The organism is Caulobacter sp. S45 (genome assembly GCF_903642205.1).
In the GTDB taxonomy this organism is placed as follows: domain Bacteria; phylum Pseudomonadota; class Alphaproteobacteria; order Caulobacterales; family Caulobacteraceae; genus CAHJWH01.
Window position 1 is genome coordinate 1 of the sequence record NZ_CAHJWH010000061.1, and the last position, 16,063, is coordinate 16,063.

The 16,063-nt window shown below is 71.0% G+C and carries 16 protein-coding genes and 1 tRNA gene; 10 read left to right on the top strand and 7 right to left on the bottom strand.

Going from position 1 to position 16,063, the window contains the following annotated elements:
- The 10 genes from HUV06_RS08035 to HUV06_RS08080 form a co-directional block, all read left to right on the top strand.
- A partial coding sequence (locus HUV06_RS08035; protein WP_174300753.1) for a uroporphyrinogen-III synthase occupies window positions 1–637 on the top strand: 637 nt, incomplete at its 5' end.
- Window positions 638–890: 253 nt separating this feature from the next.
- Window positions 891–1,361: a TIGR02300 family protein gene (locus HUV06_RS08040; RefSeq protein WP_174300754.1), complete on the top strand. Its 471-nt coding sequence runs from the start codon at window positions 891–893 to the stop codon at window positions 1,359–1,361.
- A 100-nt stretch (window positions 1,362–1,461) separates the two neighbouring features.
- Window positions 1,462–1,537: transfer RNA gene (locus HUV06_RS08045), tRNA-Ala, on the top strand.
- Between the two features lie 107 nt (window positions 1,538–1,644).
- Complete coding sequence (rfbC, locus tag HUV06_RS08050; RefSeq protein ID WP_371811028.1) at window positions 1,645–2,220, top strand: dTDP-4-dehydrorhamnose 3,5-epimerase; 576 nt, start codon at window positions 1,645–1,647, stop codon at window positions 2,218–2,220.
- Window positions 2,221–2,263: 43 nt separating this feature from the next.
- On the top strand, window positions 2,264–3,157 hold the full coding sequence (gene rfbA / locus HUV06_RS08055; protein ID WP_174300755.1) for a glucose-1-phosphate thymidylyltransferase RfbA: 894 nt from the start codon (window positions 2,264–2,266) through the stop codon (window positions 3,155–3,157).
- 2 nt (window positions 3,158–3,159) lie between these two features.
- A complete protein-coding gene (rfbB, locus tag HUV06_RS08060; RefSeq protein ID WP_174300767.1) occupies window positions 3,160–4,278 on the top strand; it encodes a dTDP-glucose 4,6-dehydratase in 1,119 nt (372 codons plus the stop codon).
- Window positions 4,279–4,307: 29 nt separating this feature from the next.
- On the top strand, window positions 4,308–5,204 hold the full coding sequence (gene rfbD, locus HUV06_RS08065; protein ID WP_174300756.1) for a dTDP-4-dehydrorhamnose reductase: 897 nt from the start codon (window positions 4,308–4,310) through the stop codon (window positions 5,202–5,204).
- Between the two features lie 52 nt (window positions 5,205–5,256).
- Complete coding sequence (locus tag HUV06_RS08070; RefSeq protein WP_174300757.1) at window positions 5,257–5,724, top strand: DUF3429 domain-containing protein; 468 nt, start codon at window positions 5,257–5,259, stop codon at window positions 5,722–5,724.
- Window positions 5,725–5,788: 64 nt separating this feature from the next.
- Window positions 5,789–6,373, top strand: coding sequence for an SRPBCC family protein (locus tag HUV06_RS08075; RefSeq protein ID WP_174300758.1), 585 nt, complete (start codon window positions 5,789–5,791; stop codon window positions 6,371–6,373).
- 35 nt (window positions 6,374–6,408) lie between these two features.
- Window positions 6,409–7,584 carry a zinc-dependent alcohol dehydrogenase gene (locus tag HUV06_RS08080; protein ID WP_174300759.1) on the top strand — a complete coding sequence of 392 codons (1,176 nt, stop codon included), beginning with the start codon at window positions 6,409–6,411 and terminating at the stop codon, window positions 7,582–7,584.
- A gap of 77 nt (window positions 7,585–7,661) precedes the next feature.
- On the opposite strand, the gene HUV06_RS08085 is transcribed toward HUV06_RS08080, so the two are convergent.
- The 7 genes from HUV06_RS08085 to HUV06_RS08115 form a co-directional block, all read right to left on the bottom strand.
- Complete coding sequence (locus HUV06_RS08085; RefSeq protein ID WP_174300760.1) at window positions 7,662–10,529, bottom strand: bifunctional [glutamine synthetase] adenylyltransferase/[glutamine synthetase]-adenylyl-L-tyrosine phosphorylase; 2,868 nt, start codon at window positions 10,527–10,529, stop codon at window positions 7,662–7,664.
- Window positions 10,530–10,574: 45 nt separating this feature from the next.
- On the bottom strand, window positions 10,575–11,210 hold the full coding sequence (locus HUV06_RS08090) for a TetR family transcriptional regulator (protein WP_174300761.1): 636 nt from the start codon (window positions 11,208–11,210) through the stop codon (window positions 10,575–10,577).
- 67 nt (window positions 11,211–11,277) lie between these two features.
- On the bottom strand, window positions 11,278–12,069 hold the full coding sequence (gene proC, locus HUV06_RS08095; RefSeq protein ID WP_174300762.1) for a pyrroline-5-carboxylate reductase: 792 nt from the start codon (window positions 12,067–12,069) through the stop codon (window positions 11,278–11,280).
- The gene (locus HUV06_RS08100) at window positions 12,066–12,764 is read right to left on the bottom strand and encodes an alpha/beta hydrolase (RefSeq protein ID WP_174300763.1); all 699 of its coding nucleotides are present in this window, start codon (window positions 12,762–12,764) and stop codon (window positions 12,066–12,068) included. The genes proC and HUV06_RS08100 overlap by 4 nt, the downstream gene beginning before the upstream one ends.
- Window positions 12,764–13,420, bottom strand: coding sequence for a DNA-3-methyladenine glycosylase (locus HUV06_RS08105; protein ID WP_174300764.1), 657 nt, complete (start codon window positions 13,418–13,420; stop codon window positions 12,764–12,766). Before HUV06_RS08105 ends, HUV06_RS08100 begins: the two co-directional genes overlap by 1 nt.
- Before the next feature lie 8 nt (window positions 13,421–13,428).
- Window positions 13,429–15,360, bottom strand: a complete 1,932-nt coding sequence (locus HUV06_RS08110) for a gamma-glutamyltransferase family protein (protein ID WP_217433721.1) — start codon at window positions 15,358–15,360, stop codon at window positions 13,429–13,431.
- Between the two features lie 88 nt (window positions 15,361–15,448).
- On the bottom strand, window positions 15,449–16,063 hold a 615-nt coding region (locus tag HUV06_RS08115), incomplete at its 5' end, for a flagellin (protein WP_174300765.1).

The window sequence follows — 16,063 nt, forward strand, 5'->3', positions numbered from 1 at the left end:
CCTGCAGGCGCTCGGCCGGTCGCCGCTGGTCGCCAGCCTGCTGGAGGTGCGCCCGCTCCCACCGCCCTCGGACCTGCCGTCCGGCGTCGTCGCGCTGGCCTTCACGAGCGCGAACGCCGTGCTGGCCTTCGCCAGGCATACGCCACAGAGGGACTGGCCGGTGTTCGCCGTCGGCGAGGCGACCGCCGAGGGCGCCCGCGCGGCAGGGTTCCGGAAGGTCAGCTCCGCCGACGGCGACGTGGCGAGCCTGGCCCGGCGGATCGCGGCCGCGCCGCCCGACGGCTGTGTCCTGCATCCCTGCGCCGAGGAGGCGGCTGGGGACCTCACCGGCGCGTTGATCCCAGCCGGTGTGCGGGTCGAGTCTCTGCCCCTCTATCAGACATGCCCGGTCGAACGCCTGCCGACCTGCGCCTGCGCAGCGCTGGAGCGCGGCGTCATCGAGGCCGCCCTGCTCCATTCGCCCAAAGGCGCGCGGACGCTGGCCGCGCTGTGGGCGGCCGCAGGCCAGCCTGACCTGGCGTGCGTGCGCCTGCTCGGCCTTTCAGCGGCGTGCCTCATCCCCCTGGCGCACCTTCCGTTCCGCCACGCCGATGCGGCCGCTGAGCCGAACGAAGCTTCCCTGCTGGAGCTGCTGTGAGACCTGAGGGAGAGCAGGACCCGCCCCGGCTCTTCACCCCCCTCTACTGGGTGGCTCTGGCCTTTGGGCTGGCCATGGTCGCTGCTGGCGCCACGGTGGGCCTGTTCGGCGCGCGCTGGCTGGCGCGTCCGGCTGTCGTCGTGCATCAGCGGGCGCGCTTTGACAGCGCATCGGGTGCATGGCAAGGAGCCGCCCGACTCGCCAAGAGCCCGCCCACCCCAAGCCCCCCCTGAAGTCCAGCACGAGGTCCTCGTTGGCCAATCCCGATCTGGGGACCAAACAGGTCTGCCCCAACTGCCAAGCCAAGTTCTACGATCTGAACCGCCGCCCGGCGACCTGCCCCAAGTGCGCCACCGAGTTCGACCCCGAGGAGGCCGTGCGGTCCCGCCGCGTGCGCGCCCGCACCACCGCCCCCGACTATGAGGCCGACGAGGCTCCCGTAAAGGCCAAGGAGCCGGACGCCGACGACGAGGGCTTCGAGGAGGCCGACGACACTCGCGAGATCGATGAGGCCATCGAGGCCGAGCCTGCTGAGGCCGACGAGGCGGAGGAGGGCGTCGCCGTCGCCAGCCCTGAGCCCGACCTCGGCGTGGACTTCGAGGAGGAGGAGGCTTCCGAGCTCGAGGCCGAGACCGAGGACGTTCCCTTCCTTGAAGAGGAAGAGGACGACACCGCTTTCGGCGACGAGGACATCGAACACCATGGCAAGGACGACGATCGCTGAATTCCACGCCCGGCCCGGAAAACAGGGGCTTGATCCCCACATGCGGCTGACCTAAACGTCGCCGCCTCGTGGGGGCGGGCCCTCGCGGACCGGGCATCCCGGGGCTATAGCTCAGCTGGTAGAGCGCTTGAATGGCATTCAAGAGGTCAGCGGTTCGACTCCGCTTAGCTCCACCAATCTGAAGGCCGTCCCGCTGGCGGGGCGGCCTTTTCAGTCGTCAGGTTAGGTCGGAACGCAGGTTTGGCGTCGAGCTGAGCGCCGGACGGGCCCTGGGCCAGCCGGCTTGGCGCCGTGGATCGTGGTGCTTATGCAGGTCGAGACGTTCGACATCGACGGGCCGTTGTTGCTGACGCCTACGCGGAAGGGCGATGCGCGGGGCTTCTTCTCCGAGGTGTTCCGGGCCGACCTGTTCGAGGCGGCGGCCGGTCCTGTCACGTTCGTGCAGGACAACCATTCCCACTCGAGCAGGCGGGGTGTGATCCGCGGGCTCCACTATCAGACGCCGCCCTTCGCTCAGGGCAAGCTGGTGCGGGTCACCCGTGGGGCGGTCTATGACGTCGCGGTGGACGCGCGGAGGAAATCGCCGACGTTCGGCCGTCACGTCGGAGTGGAGCTGAGCGTGGACAACTGGCGCCAGCTCTGGATTCCGCCCGGCTTCCTGCACGGCTTCTGCACCCTGACCGAGGACGTGGAGTTCCTCTACAAGGTCACCGCCCACTACAGCGCCGAGCATGACGGGGCGGTGGCTTTCGACGACCCGGACATAGCGGTCGACTGGCCGCTAAGCGGCGCGGAGCCGTTGGTGTCGGACAAGGACCGCAAGGCCCAGCGCCTGGCTGACCTGCGGGAGATCTTCTAGGCGTGTGCAGATGCGCTTCTGGTGAGCTCAGGATGGCGGCGTCATGAAAGGCATCATCCTGGCGGGGGGCAGCGGCACGCGGCTGCATCCGATGACGCTGGGCGTCTCCAAGCAGATGCTGCCCGTCTATGACCGGCCGATGATCTACTTTCCGCTCGCCACCCTTATGCAGGCGGGCGTGCGCGAGGTGCTGATCATCTCCACGCCGGTGGACCTGCCGATCTTCCAGCGCCTGCTGGGTGATGGCGCACGCTGGGGCGTCGGCCTGTCCTATGCCGAGCAGCCGCGGCCTGAGGGTCTGGCCCAGGCCTTCCACATCGGGGCGGACTTCGTACGCGGCGGCCCTTCGGCCCTGATCCTCGGCGACAACATCTTCCATGGCGCGGGCCTCACCGCCCTCATGCGCGACGCCCGCGCGCGGGAGGTGGGGGCCAGCGTGTTCGGCTATCGCGTGGCGGACCCGGAGCGGTTCGGGGTCGTCGGCTTCGACGAGCAGGGGCGCGCCCTGTCGATCGAGGAGAAGCCCCTCCAGCCCAAGTCGCACTGGGCGGTGACGGGTCTCTACTTCTACGACGAGCGGGTGGTGGATATCGCCGCCGACGTGCGCCCTTCCGCCCGGGGCGAGCTGGAGATCACCGACGTCAACCGCGCCTATCTGGAGCGGGGCCACCTGCATGTGGCGCGCATGGGCCGCGGGATGGCTTGGCTGGACAGCGGCACGCCCGACAGCCTGATGGAGGCGTCGGCCTATGTGCGGGCGCTGGAGAACCGGCAGGGCGAGCGCATCTGCTGCCCGGAGGTGATCGCCCTGGAGAACGGCTGGATCAGCGCCGACGCGCTGTCCGCTCTCGGCCGCGAGCTCGGCAAGAGCGGCTATGGCCAGTATCTCATGCGGGTGGCCGAGGAACAGGCCGAACGGGCGACGGGGGCCGCGTGAGCATGACCTCGGGCACGAGCCCGACACGCGACTTCGACGCCGCCGACCGGGTGCTGGTCACCGGCGGCGCCGGCTTCATCGGCTCGGCCGTCGTGCGCCACCTGATCACCGACACCCCGGCCCGGGTGCTGAACCTGGACAAGCTCACCTATGCCGGGTGCCTGGCGAGCCTGGGTGAGGTCGACGCCTCGGATCGGTACGGCTTCGTCCGCGGCGATGTCGCCGACGCCGCCTTCATGGCGCGCACCTTCGCCGAGTTCCGCCCCACCGCCGTGCTGCACCTCGCCGCCGAGAGCCACGTGGACCGCTCCATCACCGGCCCCGAAGACTTCGTGACCACCAACGTCGTGGGGACCTTCATCATGCTCCAGGCTGCGCTGGCCTATTGGCGGGTGCTGGAGGGCGAGGCCAGGGACCACTTCCGCTTCCTGCACATCTCCACCGACGAGGTGTTCGGCAGCCTGGGCGCCCAGGGTCTGTTCAGCGAGACCACGCCCTACGATCCGCGCTCGCCCTATTCGGCCTCGAAGGCGGCGTCGGACCACCTCGCCCGGGCTTGGTTCCACACCTATGGCCTGCCGGTGCTGGTCTCCAACTGCTCCAACAATTACGGGCCCTACCACTTTCCCGAGAAGCTGATCCCGCTCACCATCCTGAACGCGATGGTGGGCGCACCCTTGCCGGTCTACGGCCGCGGCGACAACGTGCGCGACTGGCTCTATGTCGACGACCACGCCCGAGCCCTCGCCCTGATCGTCCAGCGCGGCCGCCCTGGCGAGAGCTACAACGTCGGCGGCTGCAACGAGCGGACCAACCTGCAGGTCGTGCAGGTCATCTGCGACCGGCTCGACGCACTCAGGCCTGCGGGCGCGCCCCGCCGCAACCTGATCACCTTTGTCGCCGACCGGCCGGGCCATGACCAGCGCTACGCCATCGACGCGACCAAGCTGGAAGCCGAGCTGGGCTGGCGGGCGCGGGAGAGCTTCGAGACCGGGGTGGCCAAGACCGTGCAATGGTACATCGACCGCGAGGACTGGTGGCGGCCGCTCAGAGGGCGCTATGGCGGCGGCCGTCTGGGCCTCTCGGCCGGCGCGCCCGAGCCAAGCCCGGCGATCGGCTGATCCGAGGCCATCCGAACAGGAGAGCGCCGATGCGGCTGGTGGTGACGGGTCGCGACGGCCAGGTAGCGACGGCCCTGGCCCTGGCGGGTGGGCGCAGGGAGATCGAGGTCGTGCGCCTCGGCCGGCCGGAGCTGGACCTCGAACGGCTGGAGACCCTCGCCCCCGCGTTGCAGGCCACCCGTCCGGACGTGCTGGTCAGCGCCGCCGCCTATACCGCCGTGGACCAGGCGGAGAGCGAGCCGGAGCGCGCGCACCAAGTCAACGCACTCGCGCCGGCCCGTCTGGCCGAGGTGGCCGCAGAGCTCGGCGCGCCGATCCTGCACCTGTCCACCGACTACGTCTTCGACGGGCGCAAGCCCTCGCCCTATGTCGAGGCCGACGCCACCGGCCCGGTGACCGTCTACGGGGTCAGCAAGCTGGCGGGCGAGATCGCCGTCGCCCACGCCAACTTCAGGCACGTGATCCTGCGCACGGCCTGGGTCTATGCGCCGCACGGCAAGAACTTCGTACGCACCATGCTGCGCCTGGCCGAGACGCGGGACGAGGTGGGGGTCGTGGGCGACCAGCTGGGCTGCCCCACCTCCGCCGACGACATCGCCGAGGGCGTGCTGAAGATCGCCGCCGCACTCCACGCCGGCCAGGGTGAGCCCGGGCTCTATCACATGGCCGGGACCGGCGAGGCGAGCTGGGCGGAGTTCGCCGCCGCCATCTTCGAGGGCTCGCAACGGCGGGGCGGGCCGTTCGCCCGGGTCCGCGTGATCGCCACGGCCGACTACCCCAAGCCCGCCGCCCGGCCCGCCAACTCGCGGCTGGACTGCGGCCGGGTTCAGGCGACATTCGGTGTCGCCCTGCCGACATGGTGGGACGGGTTGGGACGGTGTCTGGATTCACTCGCCGTCGAGCAAGGCTGGCGGCCGCCCGACTGATGAGCGGAGCAGGCGTGAGGCATCCTGCGCACAGGCCCTGCGTTGGCTAGAGATGAGCCGCATCGCCGAGCGAATCCCCACGGGCGCCGATCTGGGGCGAGCCAAACGCGGGTTCGACCTGCTGCTCGGCACGTCGGCGCTGATCCCGCTCATCGTCTGTGCGGCCCTGACGTGGCTGGCGCCGGCCGCGGCCCAGCCTCTGGTGCGGACGCTGGCGGTGATCTGGGCGGGGAGCCTGCTGGCCTTCTTCGCCGGCGTGCGGCGCGGCCTGACCTTCTCGGAGGCCGGGGGCGGACGGATGAGTGAACTCGCCACCATGCTGGCGGCCTTCGGACTGGGGGTGGTCAGCCTGGTGCTCGTCAGCCCCGCAATCGCCGCATTAGGGCTGGCCGGGGTGGGCGTGCTCGACGCCGTAGCGGCGCGGCGGCGCGAGGCGCCGGCCTATTTCGTCCTGTTCCGGCCGCCCCAGATGCTGGCTGCCGTCGTCACGCTTCTGGTCGTGCAGGTCCACCGGAGCTGAGCCCGGCGCCCGCTGGGAACATCGCCGCCGGGTGACCGGTTAGGCGGCAAACAAGGAGGCCGCCATGGATTCGAGCCCGTCCGTCCCGCAGGACGCCCTGAAGTCGAAGTCGGACCGCGGCGTCGATGGCGAGGTGGCCGTCCGCGCCGTCACCATCGGCAAGTCGCGGGACGAGGTCTACGGCTTCTTCCGCCGCTTCTCCAACCTTGGCCGGTTCATGGAGAACATCGAGCGGGTGGACGAGCTGGACGCCACGCGGTCCCACTGGGTGGTCAAGGCGCCCGCCGGCCAGACGGTGGAATGGGACGCGGTGGTCACACGGGACGAGCCGGGCCGCCTGATCGCCTGGGAGACCGCGCCCGGCGCCCAGGTGAAGAACCACGGCACGGTCGAGTTCCGCGATGCGCCGGGCGACCGGGGCGTGGAGGTGCACGCCACCCTCGTCTACTCCCCGCCCGGCGGCGCTCTGGGCAAGACGGTGGCCGAGCTGTTCGCGATGGAGCCCGGCATGCAGGCCCACCGGGACTTGCGCCGGCTGAAGATGCTGCTGGAGACTGGCGAGATCGCCACGACGCAGGCGCCCGACGCCGCACCCCGCTACGACAAGAGCAAGGCCACCGCCGAAGAACGCCAGGCCGAGACGCGCTGAGCGCGCGCCACCCTCATACATTTCAGGAGCACCATATGCGCGCCGTCACCTGGCATGGCCGTCACGACATCCGCGTGGATACCGTCCCCGACCCCAAGATCGTCAACCCGCACGACATCATCCTCAAGACCACCGCCACCGCCATCTGCGGCTCGGACCTCCACCTCTATGACGGCCAGATGCCCACCATGGTCTCCGGCGACATCATGGGCCACGAGTTCATGGGCGAGGTGGTCGAGGTCGGCCCCGAGGTGCACAACCTGAAGGTCGGCGACCGGGTGGTGAACCCCTTCACCATCGCCTGCGGCCAGTGCGGCCACTGCAAGCAGTCCTTCTACGCCGCCTGCGAGAACTCCAACCCCTCGGACAAGGCGCCGATGATGGAGGCGCTGTACGGCTACGTCGGCTCGGGGCTTTACGGCTACACCCACATGATGGGCGGCTACGCCGGCGGCCAGGCGGAGTACGTCCGCATCCCGTTCGGCAATGTCGGGCCGATCAAGATCCCCCAGGGGCTGGACGACGAGCAGGTGCTGTTCCTGTCCGACATCTTCCCCACCGCCTACCAGGCGGCGGAGAACTGCAACATTCAGGATGGCGACACCATCGCCATCTGGGGCATGGGGCCGGTGGGCCAGCTCTGCGTGAAGAGCTGCTTCCTGCTCGGCGCCTCGCGCGTCATCGCCATCGACCACCACGCCAACCGCCTGGAGAAGGCCAGGGCCGCCGGCGCCGACGTGATCAACTACACCGAGGTGAAGACCAACCAGGCGCTGACCGAGATGACCGGCGGCCGGGGGCCCGACCACTGCATCGACTGCGTGGGTCTGGAGAGCCACGGCTGGTCGCCCGACAACGTCATGGACTTCGTCAAGACGACGCTGAAGATCAGCTTCGACCGGCCTCATGTGCTGCGCGAGGCCATCGTCGCCTGCCGTCCGGGCGGCACCCTGTCGATCCCGGGCGTCTATGGCGGGGTGCTGGACAAGGTCCCGTTCGGGGCGGCCTTCGGCAAGGGCCTGACCTTCAAGATGGGCCAGACCAACATGCACAAGTATCTCGCGCCGCTGCTGGAGCGCATCCAGAAGGGCGAGATCGATCCGTCCTTCATCATCAGCCACCGCCTGTCGCTGGAAGACGCGCCAACCGGCTACAAGAACTTCCACGACAACCAGAACGACTGGAACAAGGTGGTGCTGCGGCCGAACTAGGATCGTCCAGGCGGGTCCACTCTCTGGAAGGTGAAGGGTCATAGCGGCGATCCTTCGCTCCCGCAGACAGGCGGACCCTAACCTAGCCCGCCGAGAACGGCCTCGTAGGCGGAACGCGCCTCGCGCTGCGTCGTAGCGAGCAAGGCCTCCAGTTCTGCGAAATCGTCCAGGCCGGCCGCCTTGGCCAGCAGGACCCCGAAGCCCTCAGGTTCCCCGTCCGGATCGGTCCCGTCGGGGAGCGCCAACTTCAGCAGCTGGTTCAGCGAGGATTGCAGGCGCAACGCGCCCTGCAGGGTCGAAAGCGCGTCCGCGTCGGCCAGTTTCGCATTCGCCAATCCTCGCAGCGCCGGACCCGTGGCGGTGTGCAGCGGGCCTCCCGCCGCGGCATGCACGATCTGGAGCGCCTGGGCGGCGAACTCTATGTCCACCAGGCCGCCGGGCGTGAGCTTCAGGTCCCAGGCGCTCCGGGGCGGGCGCTCGCGCAGCATCAGGGCGCGCATCTCGCACACGTCGCGGGCGGTGCGGCCCGGATCGCGCGGCTGGCGCAGGGCCGCGAGGATGGCGTCGGTCGTGGCTGCGAAGACGTCGTCCGAAGACGCCCAGGCGACCCGCGCCCTGGTCAGGGCCAGCGCCTCCCAGGTCTCGGCCTCCTTCGCATGATAGTCTCGGAAGGCCTGCAGCCTCACCGCCACCGGACCCGCCCGGCCAGAGGGGCGCAGCTGCAGGTCCACCGCATACAGGCCGCCTTCTGCCGTGGGAGCGGACAGGGCGGTGGTCAGCCGCTGGGCGAAGCGGGCGTAGAAGGTCTCGGCGCTCCAGCCCTTCAGGGCCGAGGACGCGCTGGGATCTGCAGACCTGTAGAGGGTCATGAGGTCCAGGTCCGACCGGGCCGTCATCTCGCGCGAGCCTGCCCGGCCCAGCGCCACGACAGCCACCTCGCCGGGGAAGGCGCCCCCCAGCCGCACCGTCTCGGCCAAGGCGGCGGGGCCGAGCGCGCCCATGCAGGCGTCCGCCAGGGCGGCGAAGCTGCGGCCGGCCTCCCGCGCGTCGGCGGTCCCGCTCATCACCTGGACGCCGACGCGGAAGGCCTGGTCGCGGTGCGCAATGCGGGCGGCGGCTATGGCGGCCTCGAAGCTCGTCGCCCGGCCCACCGTGGCGTCGAGGACCGCGGCGGCCTCCCGTGGCTCGAGCGGGGCGAAGAAGCTCGGTTCGAGCAAGGCGTCCAGCGCCGCGGGCTGGCGGGCCAAGGCGGCGGCGAGTTCTGGCGCATAGGCCATCACCCGCACGAGCAACTGCAGCAGCTCCGGCTTGGCCAGGAACAGCGACATCACCTGCACGCCCGCAGCCAGCCCTGTGAAGAAGTCGGCGAAGCGGTTGAAGGCCGGGTCCGGCGCCCCGGTGGACTGAGCCGCCTCCAGCAGGCGGGGCGCCAGCCGGGTGAACAGCTCGCGCCCGCGCGGGCTGCGGGTGGCCGAGGCCCGCCCGGTGTGCCAGCCGCGGATCAGGCCCGACACCTGCTCGGGATTGGAGAAGCCCATCCGCGCCAGGGTGGCCAGGGTCTCCGGATCGTCCTCCACCCCGGTGAAGACCAGGCTGCCGAACGGACTGGACAGGTCCTCGTCCTCGGCGAACAGGGCGGCGTAGCGGGCGTTCACCGTTTCGAGCGTGTACGAGACCTCGTTGTCGAAAGCCGTCAAATCCACGAAGCCCGCAAGCGCGGCGACGGCGGTGCGGGTGGCCTTGTCCTCCGGCAGCAAATGGGTCTGCTCGTCGGCGATCATCTGCACCCGGTGCTCCCAGCCGCGCAGCCGGTCGTAGGCCCCGGCCAGGTCGCAGGCCGCGTCCTGGGCCACCTGGCAGGCGGCCTCCAGAGCCGCCAGCGCGTCGAGGGTGCGTCGGCAGCGCAGGCCCGGCCTGCGCCCGCCCAGGATCAGCTGCTGGGTCTGGACGAAGAACTCGATCTCACGGATACCGCCCGCGCCGAGCTTCAGGTTGTGGCCCGGCGCAGAGAGGCGCTCGTCCACCCTGTGCACGTGGATCTGGCGCTTGATCGCGCCGATGTCGGCGATGGCGGCGTAATCGAGGTTGCGCCGCCAGATGAAGGGCCGCAGCTCCGCCAGGAAAGCCTCGCCGCGGGCGAGATCGCCCGCGCAGGGACGCGCCTTGATCATCGCGGCCCGTTCCCAGTTCTGGCCCGACGTCTCGTAGTAGACGAGGGCGGCCTCCACCGGCATGGCCACGGGCGTCGCGGCGGGATCGGGCCGCAGCCGCAGATCGACCCGGAGGACATAGCCTTCCGCCGTACGCTCCTGCAGCAGGCTGGCGAGTGCGCGCGTGACCCGCAACGCCAGGGCCTGCGGCTCCACCCCTGGTGCGACGGGCAGGGCCTCGGGTGCGTAGAAGAGGCTGATGTCGATGTCGGAGGAGTAGTTCAGCTCGCCCGCCCCGTGCTTGCCGAGCGCCAGGCAGAACAGGCCCGGCAGGGGACCGGACCCGGCGGGCATGTCCGCCAGCAGGCGGCCCTTGCCGCGTTCGTCGGCCGCAGCGACCGTGAGGGCCGACTGGACGGCGGCGTCGGCGAAGTCCGACAGCGCGCCGGTCACCTGCTCCAGCCTCCACAGACCGCCGAGATCGCAGAGCGCGACGATCAGGTGCAGCTCGGCCTTCAGTCGTCGCAGCTCCGGGCCGGCTTCGGCCGGTGGAAGGGCCGCCGCTGCGCGGGTGCGGGCCAGGATGTCGGCGAGGGTCGGGTCCGGTTCGCCCTGCACCAGGCGCTCCAGCCGCCCCGGATCGCGCGTCGCCAGCCCGGAGAGATAGGGCGAGGCGGCGAAGACCGGCGCCAGCGCAGGCCAAGCGGCTTCGAGCGCGACGCCGGAGCCCAGCCGCTCCCTTGTCCGCTCCGCCGCGCCGGCGTCGATCACGGGCCCGCAAGGTCGCAGGATCACAAGGCCGCCGGCGCCTCAGGCCTCAGCGTCAGAGGCGCTGTCCATTCAGAACCCCGCATTCACGCGGCCGAGACGTTGGTTCATCGTGCGCAGCAGCTTGTCGATCTCGGCCATGGTGCGGTTCAGCGCGCCCTGATCGTCGCGCCAGACCTGCAGGGTGCGCGCCCAGACCCGCGTCATGCCGGCGAGCCGAAGCGCCCCGCGCGCGCCGCCGGTGTCGATCCCCGCAGCCTCCAGCAGGGCCTTGGCGGTGCGCGGGAGGCGCGGGAACAGCGCCAGCGGGCCCTGGGCTCGGGCGATGGCGATCAGGGCGTCGCGGTGGGGCGCCATGGCCTCCAGCCTCGCCATCACAGCCTCGAACAGGCGGTCGTGGGCCTCCGTGCTCTCATCAGCCTCGCCGCTGGCCAGGGCGGCCGCGTCGGCTTGGCGCGACAGATGGTCGAGCAGGGCGTCCTTGCCGTCCGCCCGGGCGTAGAGCTCGGCGAAGGAGACACCAGCGGCGCGGGCGATGTCGCGCAGGCTGATCTCGCCCCAGGGGCGATCGGCGGCCAACTCCAGGGCGCTGGCGGCGGCGCGGTCCAGGATGTCGCCGGGAAACGAGCCGGGGCCGGGTCGCACCCCGGCGGCGGTCAGCTCCGGCGGCAGGTCGTCGGCGGGATCGATGGGGTTGAGGTCGGACATGGGAACCCTTCAGGCCTGAGCGCCCATATGGGGCGTCGGCGCGCCGCTGCTCAACCCGGCGCCGCCCTCAGTCCCCCAGCTCGCGAGACCGGCGGATGGCGGCGTCCACCGCCTGGTCGAGCAGGTGCGGGAAGCCGGTATCGGGCGCCATCAGCACTTCCAGTGCGGCCTGGGTGACCCCGCCCGGCGAGGTGACCTGGCGGCGCAGCTCCGCGGGTTCCTCGCCGGTCTGCTGCATCAGGCCCGCGGCGCTGGCGATGGTGGCCCGGGCCAGCGCCCTGGACTCGTCGGGCGGCAGGCCGGCCTTGGCGCCCGCGGCCTCCAGCGCCTCCACGAAGGCGTACAGGTAGGCGGGCGCGGAGCCGGAGACCGCGGTCGCCGCGTCCATCAGGCCTTCCTCGTTCAGGTCCACGGTGACGGCGATGGGATCGAACAGGGTGTGGGCGCGGGCGCGGGCGTCCGCGTCCTCCGCATAGACGCTGGCGACCCCCTGTGCGGCGGCCACGCCTGTCGTGGGCATCACCCGAACCACCCGCCGGCCCTGGAACGCCGCTTTCAGGGCGGCAAGCCGCACCCCCGCCACGACGGAGACGACGACCGCGTCGGGATGCAGGCGGTGGGCCAGGTCGGCGGCGATGGCGCGCCACACCTGGGGCTTCACCGCGAACAGCAGGGTCGGAAAGGGCGTAAGGTCGACGGGATCGGCCAGGGCTCCCTTGGCTACGGCCGCCTGGGCGTCCAGCCCCGGCTGGGGGTCACGGAAGGCGAGGTCGGCGGCGGCGAAGGCGCCGGCCTTCAGCCAGCCCCGGGCGGTCGCGCCGCCCATGCGCCCGGCGCCGACGGTCAGGATCGGGGTCATGCGCGGGGCCCCACGGGTCCGGTCCAGCCTGCGAAGCCGCCTGCGAAGGCGTCGTGCAGGAACTCCGCAGACAGGGACAGCGCCTCTTCCGGGATGGTGTGCCCCTGGCCGGGGCAGAGCCGCCAGAGCGCCGGAGCCTGGGCGTCACCGAGCGCGCCGAGGGCTGCGAACATGGCCTGGGCGGGCACCCGGTCGTCGCGATCGCCGTGACAGAGCAGCATGGGCGGTCGGCTCCTGATCTCCCGCGCCAGCCGCTCGGGGGCGGCCAGCAGGCCTGAGAAGCCGACCACGGCGCCGAGCGCCTCGGGCCGGCGGGGGCCCACGTGCAGCGACATCATCGTACCCTGGCTGAAGCCGACCAGGGCGCAGGCCGACGCCGGCAGGCGATGGCGCGCCAGCTCCGCATCGATGAAGGCGTCCAGCGTGGACGCCGCCGACTGGACCCCCGCGGCCAGGCGATCCAGGTCCATGCCGGTGAGCGGGAACCACTGGTAGGCGGCACCCGGAAAGCCCGGCACGGGCTCCGGCGCGTTTGGCGCGGCGAAGGCGGCCTCGGGAAGGGCCTGGGCCAGGTAGGGCGCCAGGCCGATCAGGTCGTCGCCGTTGGAGCCGTAGCCGTGGGCGAAGATGACCAGCTGGCGCGCTGGCCCTCCCGTCGCCGGCGCCACCCGGGGTCCGTCCAGCAGCCTGGCCATCAGCCCTCCTCGCCATCCATGTCCGAGGGGATCAGGCCCGCCCGTCGGGCGAGGTAGTAGTCCCAGAGCAGGTGCGTGGCCACGCCCCGATATGGCTTCCAGACCTCGGCCCGGGCGTAGAGCGCCTTTTCGCTGAGCCTGGCTTCAGCCCGCTCCAGCACCCGAACCGCTTCCTGCAGCGCCAGGTCGCCGGCGGGGAAGGCGTCGAGCCGGCCTTCGCAGAACAGCAGATAGACCTCCGCCGTCCAACGGCCGACGCCTTTCAGCGACACCAGCGCGGCGATGGCCGCCTCGTCGTCCAGGGCGGCGAGCGCCTCCAGGTCGACCGTGCGGCCTGCGTGGGCGGCGGCGATGCCGAGCGTGTAGCGAGCCTTGGGGGTGGACAGGCCGAAAGCCTTCAGCGCCGTCTCGTCGCGGGCGAGCACCGCCTCCGCCGTGACCTCTCCAAGCCCCGCCACGACGCGCGCCCAGATCGCCGCGGCCGAGGCGACGGAGACCTGCTGCTCGGCGATAAGCTGGATCAGGCCCGCGAAGCCTGCCGGCCGCGCCCGCCAGTCAAAGGGCGGCACGCAGGCGTGCGCCTTGGCGAGCACAGGATCACACTCCGCCAGCCAGGTGCGAGCGGCCTCGATCTGCGTAGCTGTAGGTTGGGCCAACTGCGGGGTCAGTAGGCCAGGGCGCAGCCGTCGGCGCGCATCTCGCTGGCGGCGGACCAGACCCGGTCGGCCCCGTTCATGCGGTGCTCGATGCACTCATAGCGGCCGAAGCCGCCGTCAGACTCGCCCATCGGCCAGCCCATGGCGACGAGCGCGGCCCGGGTCGCCGTGGGCACGCCGGACTCCAGCCGCAGCACGCCGAGCGGGCCTAGGTGCGGCGGGTCCTCGCCCATGGACTGGGTGGAGCCCTCGTGGTGCCAGCGCGGGCTGTCGCTGGCGGCTTGGATGTCCAGGCCATAGTCCACCCGGTTGACGATGATCTGGGTCTGGCCCATCGGCTGCATGTCGCCGCCCATGACCCCGAAGCTCATCCAGGGCGCTCCGTCGCGGGTGGCGAAGCCCGGGATGATGGTCTGGAACGGCCGCTTGCCCGGCGCATAAAGGTTCTGATGGCCGGGCTGCAGCGAGAACAGCTCGCCGCGGTTCTGGAACATGAAGCCCAGCGTCCTCCAGTCGGCATGGCCGCCGGGGGCGTCCGACACCAGCCCCGAGCCCATGCCGCGGAAGTTGGACTGGATCATCGACACCATCATCCCGTCGGCGTCGGAGGTGGTGAAGTAGGTGGTGTCGCCGTGGCTGGGCGCCTGGCCGGGATAGACGGGGGTGAGGATGCGATCGCCGCGGATCAGCTTGGCGCGCTGGGCGGCGTAGGCCTTCGAGGTCAGCCACTCGAACGGCACGCGGCTGAAGTCCGGGTCGGTGTAGTAGCGGGCGCGGTCCTCGTAAGCCAGCCGCTTGGCCTCCGTCTGCAGGTGGATGGAGAGCGGCGACTGGAAGCCGGCCTGGCGCAGGTCGAAGGTCTCCAGCATGTTCAGCATCTGCAGGGTGGCCGCACCCTGGGTGTTGGCCGCCATGCCGTAGACCTGGACGCCGCGGTAGGTGGTGACCAGCGGCGTGTTCCATTCCGAATGGTGGCGCTTCAGGTCGTCATAGGAGAGCCAGCCGCCGATGCGCCTGAAATAGGCATCGATGGCCTGGGCGATCGGACCTTCGTAGAAGGCGTCCCGCCCGCCGGCTGCGATCATGCGGTAGGTCTTGGCCAGGTCGGGATTACGAAACACGTCGCCTTCGGACGGCGCCTGGCCGCCCGGCGCATAGACGTGGGCGGCGTTCGCCGTTTCCTCCACGCCCGAGCCGGGGCGCACGAAGGCCTTCATGTTGCGCTTGATGTAGTAGCCGATGACCTGCGGCACCGGCACGCCGGTCTCGCACAGGTGGATGGCGGGGGCGAACAGCTCGGCCCAGGGCAGCTTGCCGTAGCGCTGATGCAGGCTCCACCAGGCGTCCAGCGCGCCGGGGGTGGAGACGGTGAGGGCGCCGATGTGGGGGAGAACGCCGCCCGGCGAGCGGGCGCGCACCGTCTCCAGAGACAGGGCCTGGGGCGAGCGGCCCGAGCCCGCTAGGCCCACCACCTTGGCCTGCTTCGGATCCCAAAGCATGACGTAGCAGTCACCACCCAGCCCTGAACTCGTGGGCTCCAGGAAGCCCAGGCAGGCGTTGGCGGCGATGGCGGCGTCGGCGGCCGATCCGCCCTTCTTCAGGGTCTCGATGGCGGTGAGGGTGGCGATGGGGTGCACCGTGCCGGCCGCGCCGGACAGGCCGAAGGCCGCGGATCGGGTGGAGAAGCTCGCTCCCGACGGGCGGTCGCCGGCGTGCACGTCGGGCCGTATGAAACGTTCGGCGCCTTCCGGCTGGTACTTCCGAAGCGGCTCGGCGTCCGTTGGATCAACGCGAAGAGCAGCGCCTTGGCCAGGTCCGCCGTTCGTCTGGGCGGAAACGGCGGAGGCCGCTGCGGCGGCGGGCAGGGCGGCGAGGAAGGAGCGGCGGCGCAAGCGATTGACTCCGGCGTACAGGTCGGAGCGCGACGATGCAGCCAGCATCAGGCGGTGTCCAGCTTGGGAGGTCCTGCAAACGACTGCGGCGCGCGAAGGCTTTCGCCCCCGCGCGCCGCCGCCGGAATGGACCCGATCAGCCGCGGAACAGGCTGAGCAGGTTTGACGAGGAGGAGTTGGCGATCGAGAGGGCCTGGATGCCGAGCTGCTGCTTGGTCTGCAGGGCCTGCAGCGTCGCGCTCTCGGCGGCCACGTCGGCGTCCACCAGGTTGCCCACGCCGCTGGTCAGCGTGTTGCTCAGGCTCGAGACGAAGGTGAGGTTGGTGGTCACAGCGTTCGCCTCGGTGCCGAGCTTGGCCACCGCCGCGTTCACATTGGTGATCGAGGTGTTGATCGTCGTCAGCAGGGTGGAGGCTTGGGTGGCGGTGGTGAAGCTGGCGGTGGCGGCCACCGTCAGGTTGGCGCCGCCGAGCGCCAGCGACTGGGCGGCCAGGGTCAGCTTGTTGGTCCCGCTGGGCCCGGACAGGGCGTAGAGCGTCGTGCCGCCGGTCTGGATCATGTTGGCGCCGTCGAAGCTGGCGTTGGACACCGCGTTCTTGATCTGGCCGATCAGCGACTGGAAGTCGGAGTTGATGGCTGCACGGTCGGTGGTGGACAGCGAGGTGTCCGACGCCTCCAGCGCCTTGGCCTTCATCTGGTTCAGCAGGTCCGAGATGGTCTGGCCGGCGGTCACCGCCACGTCCAGCACCGA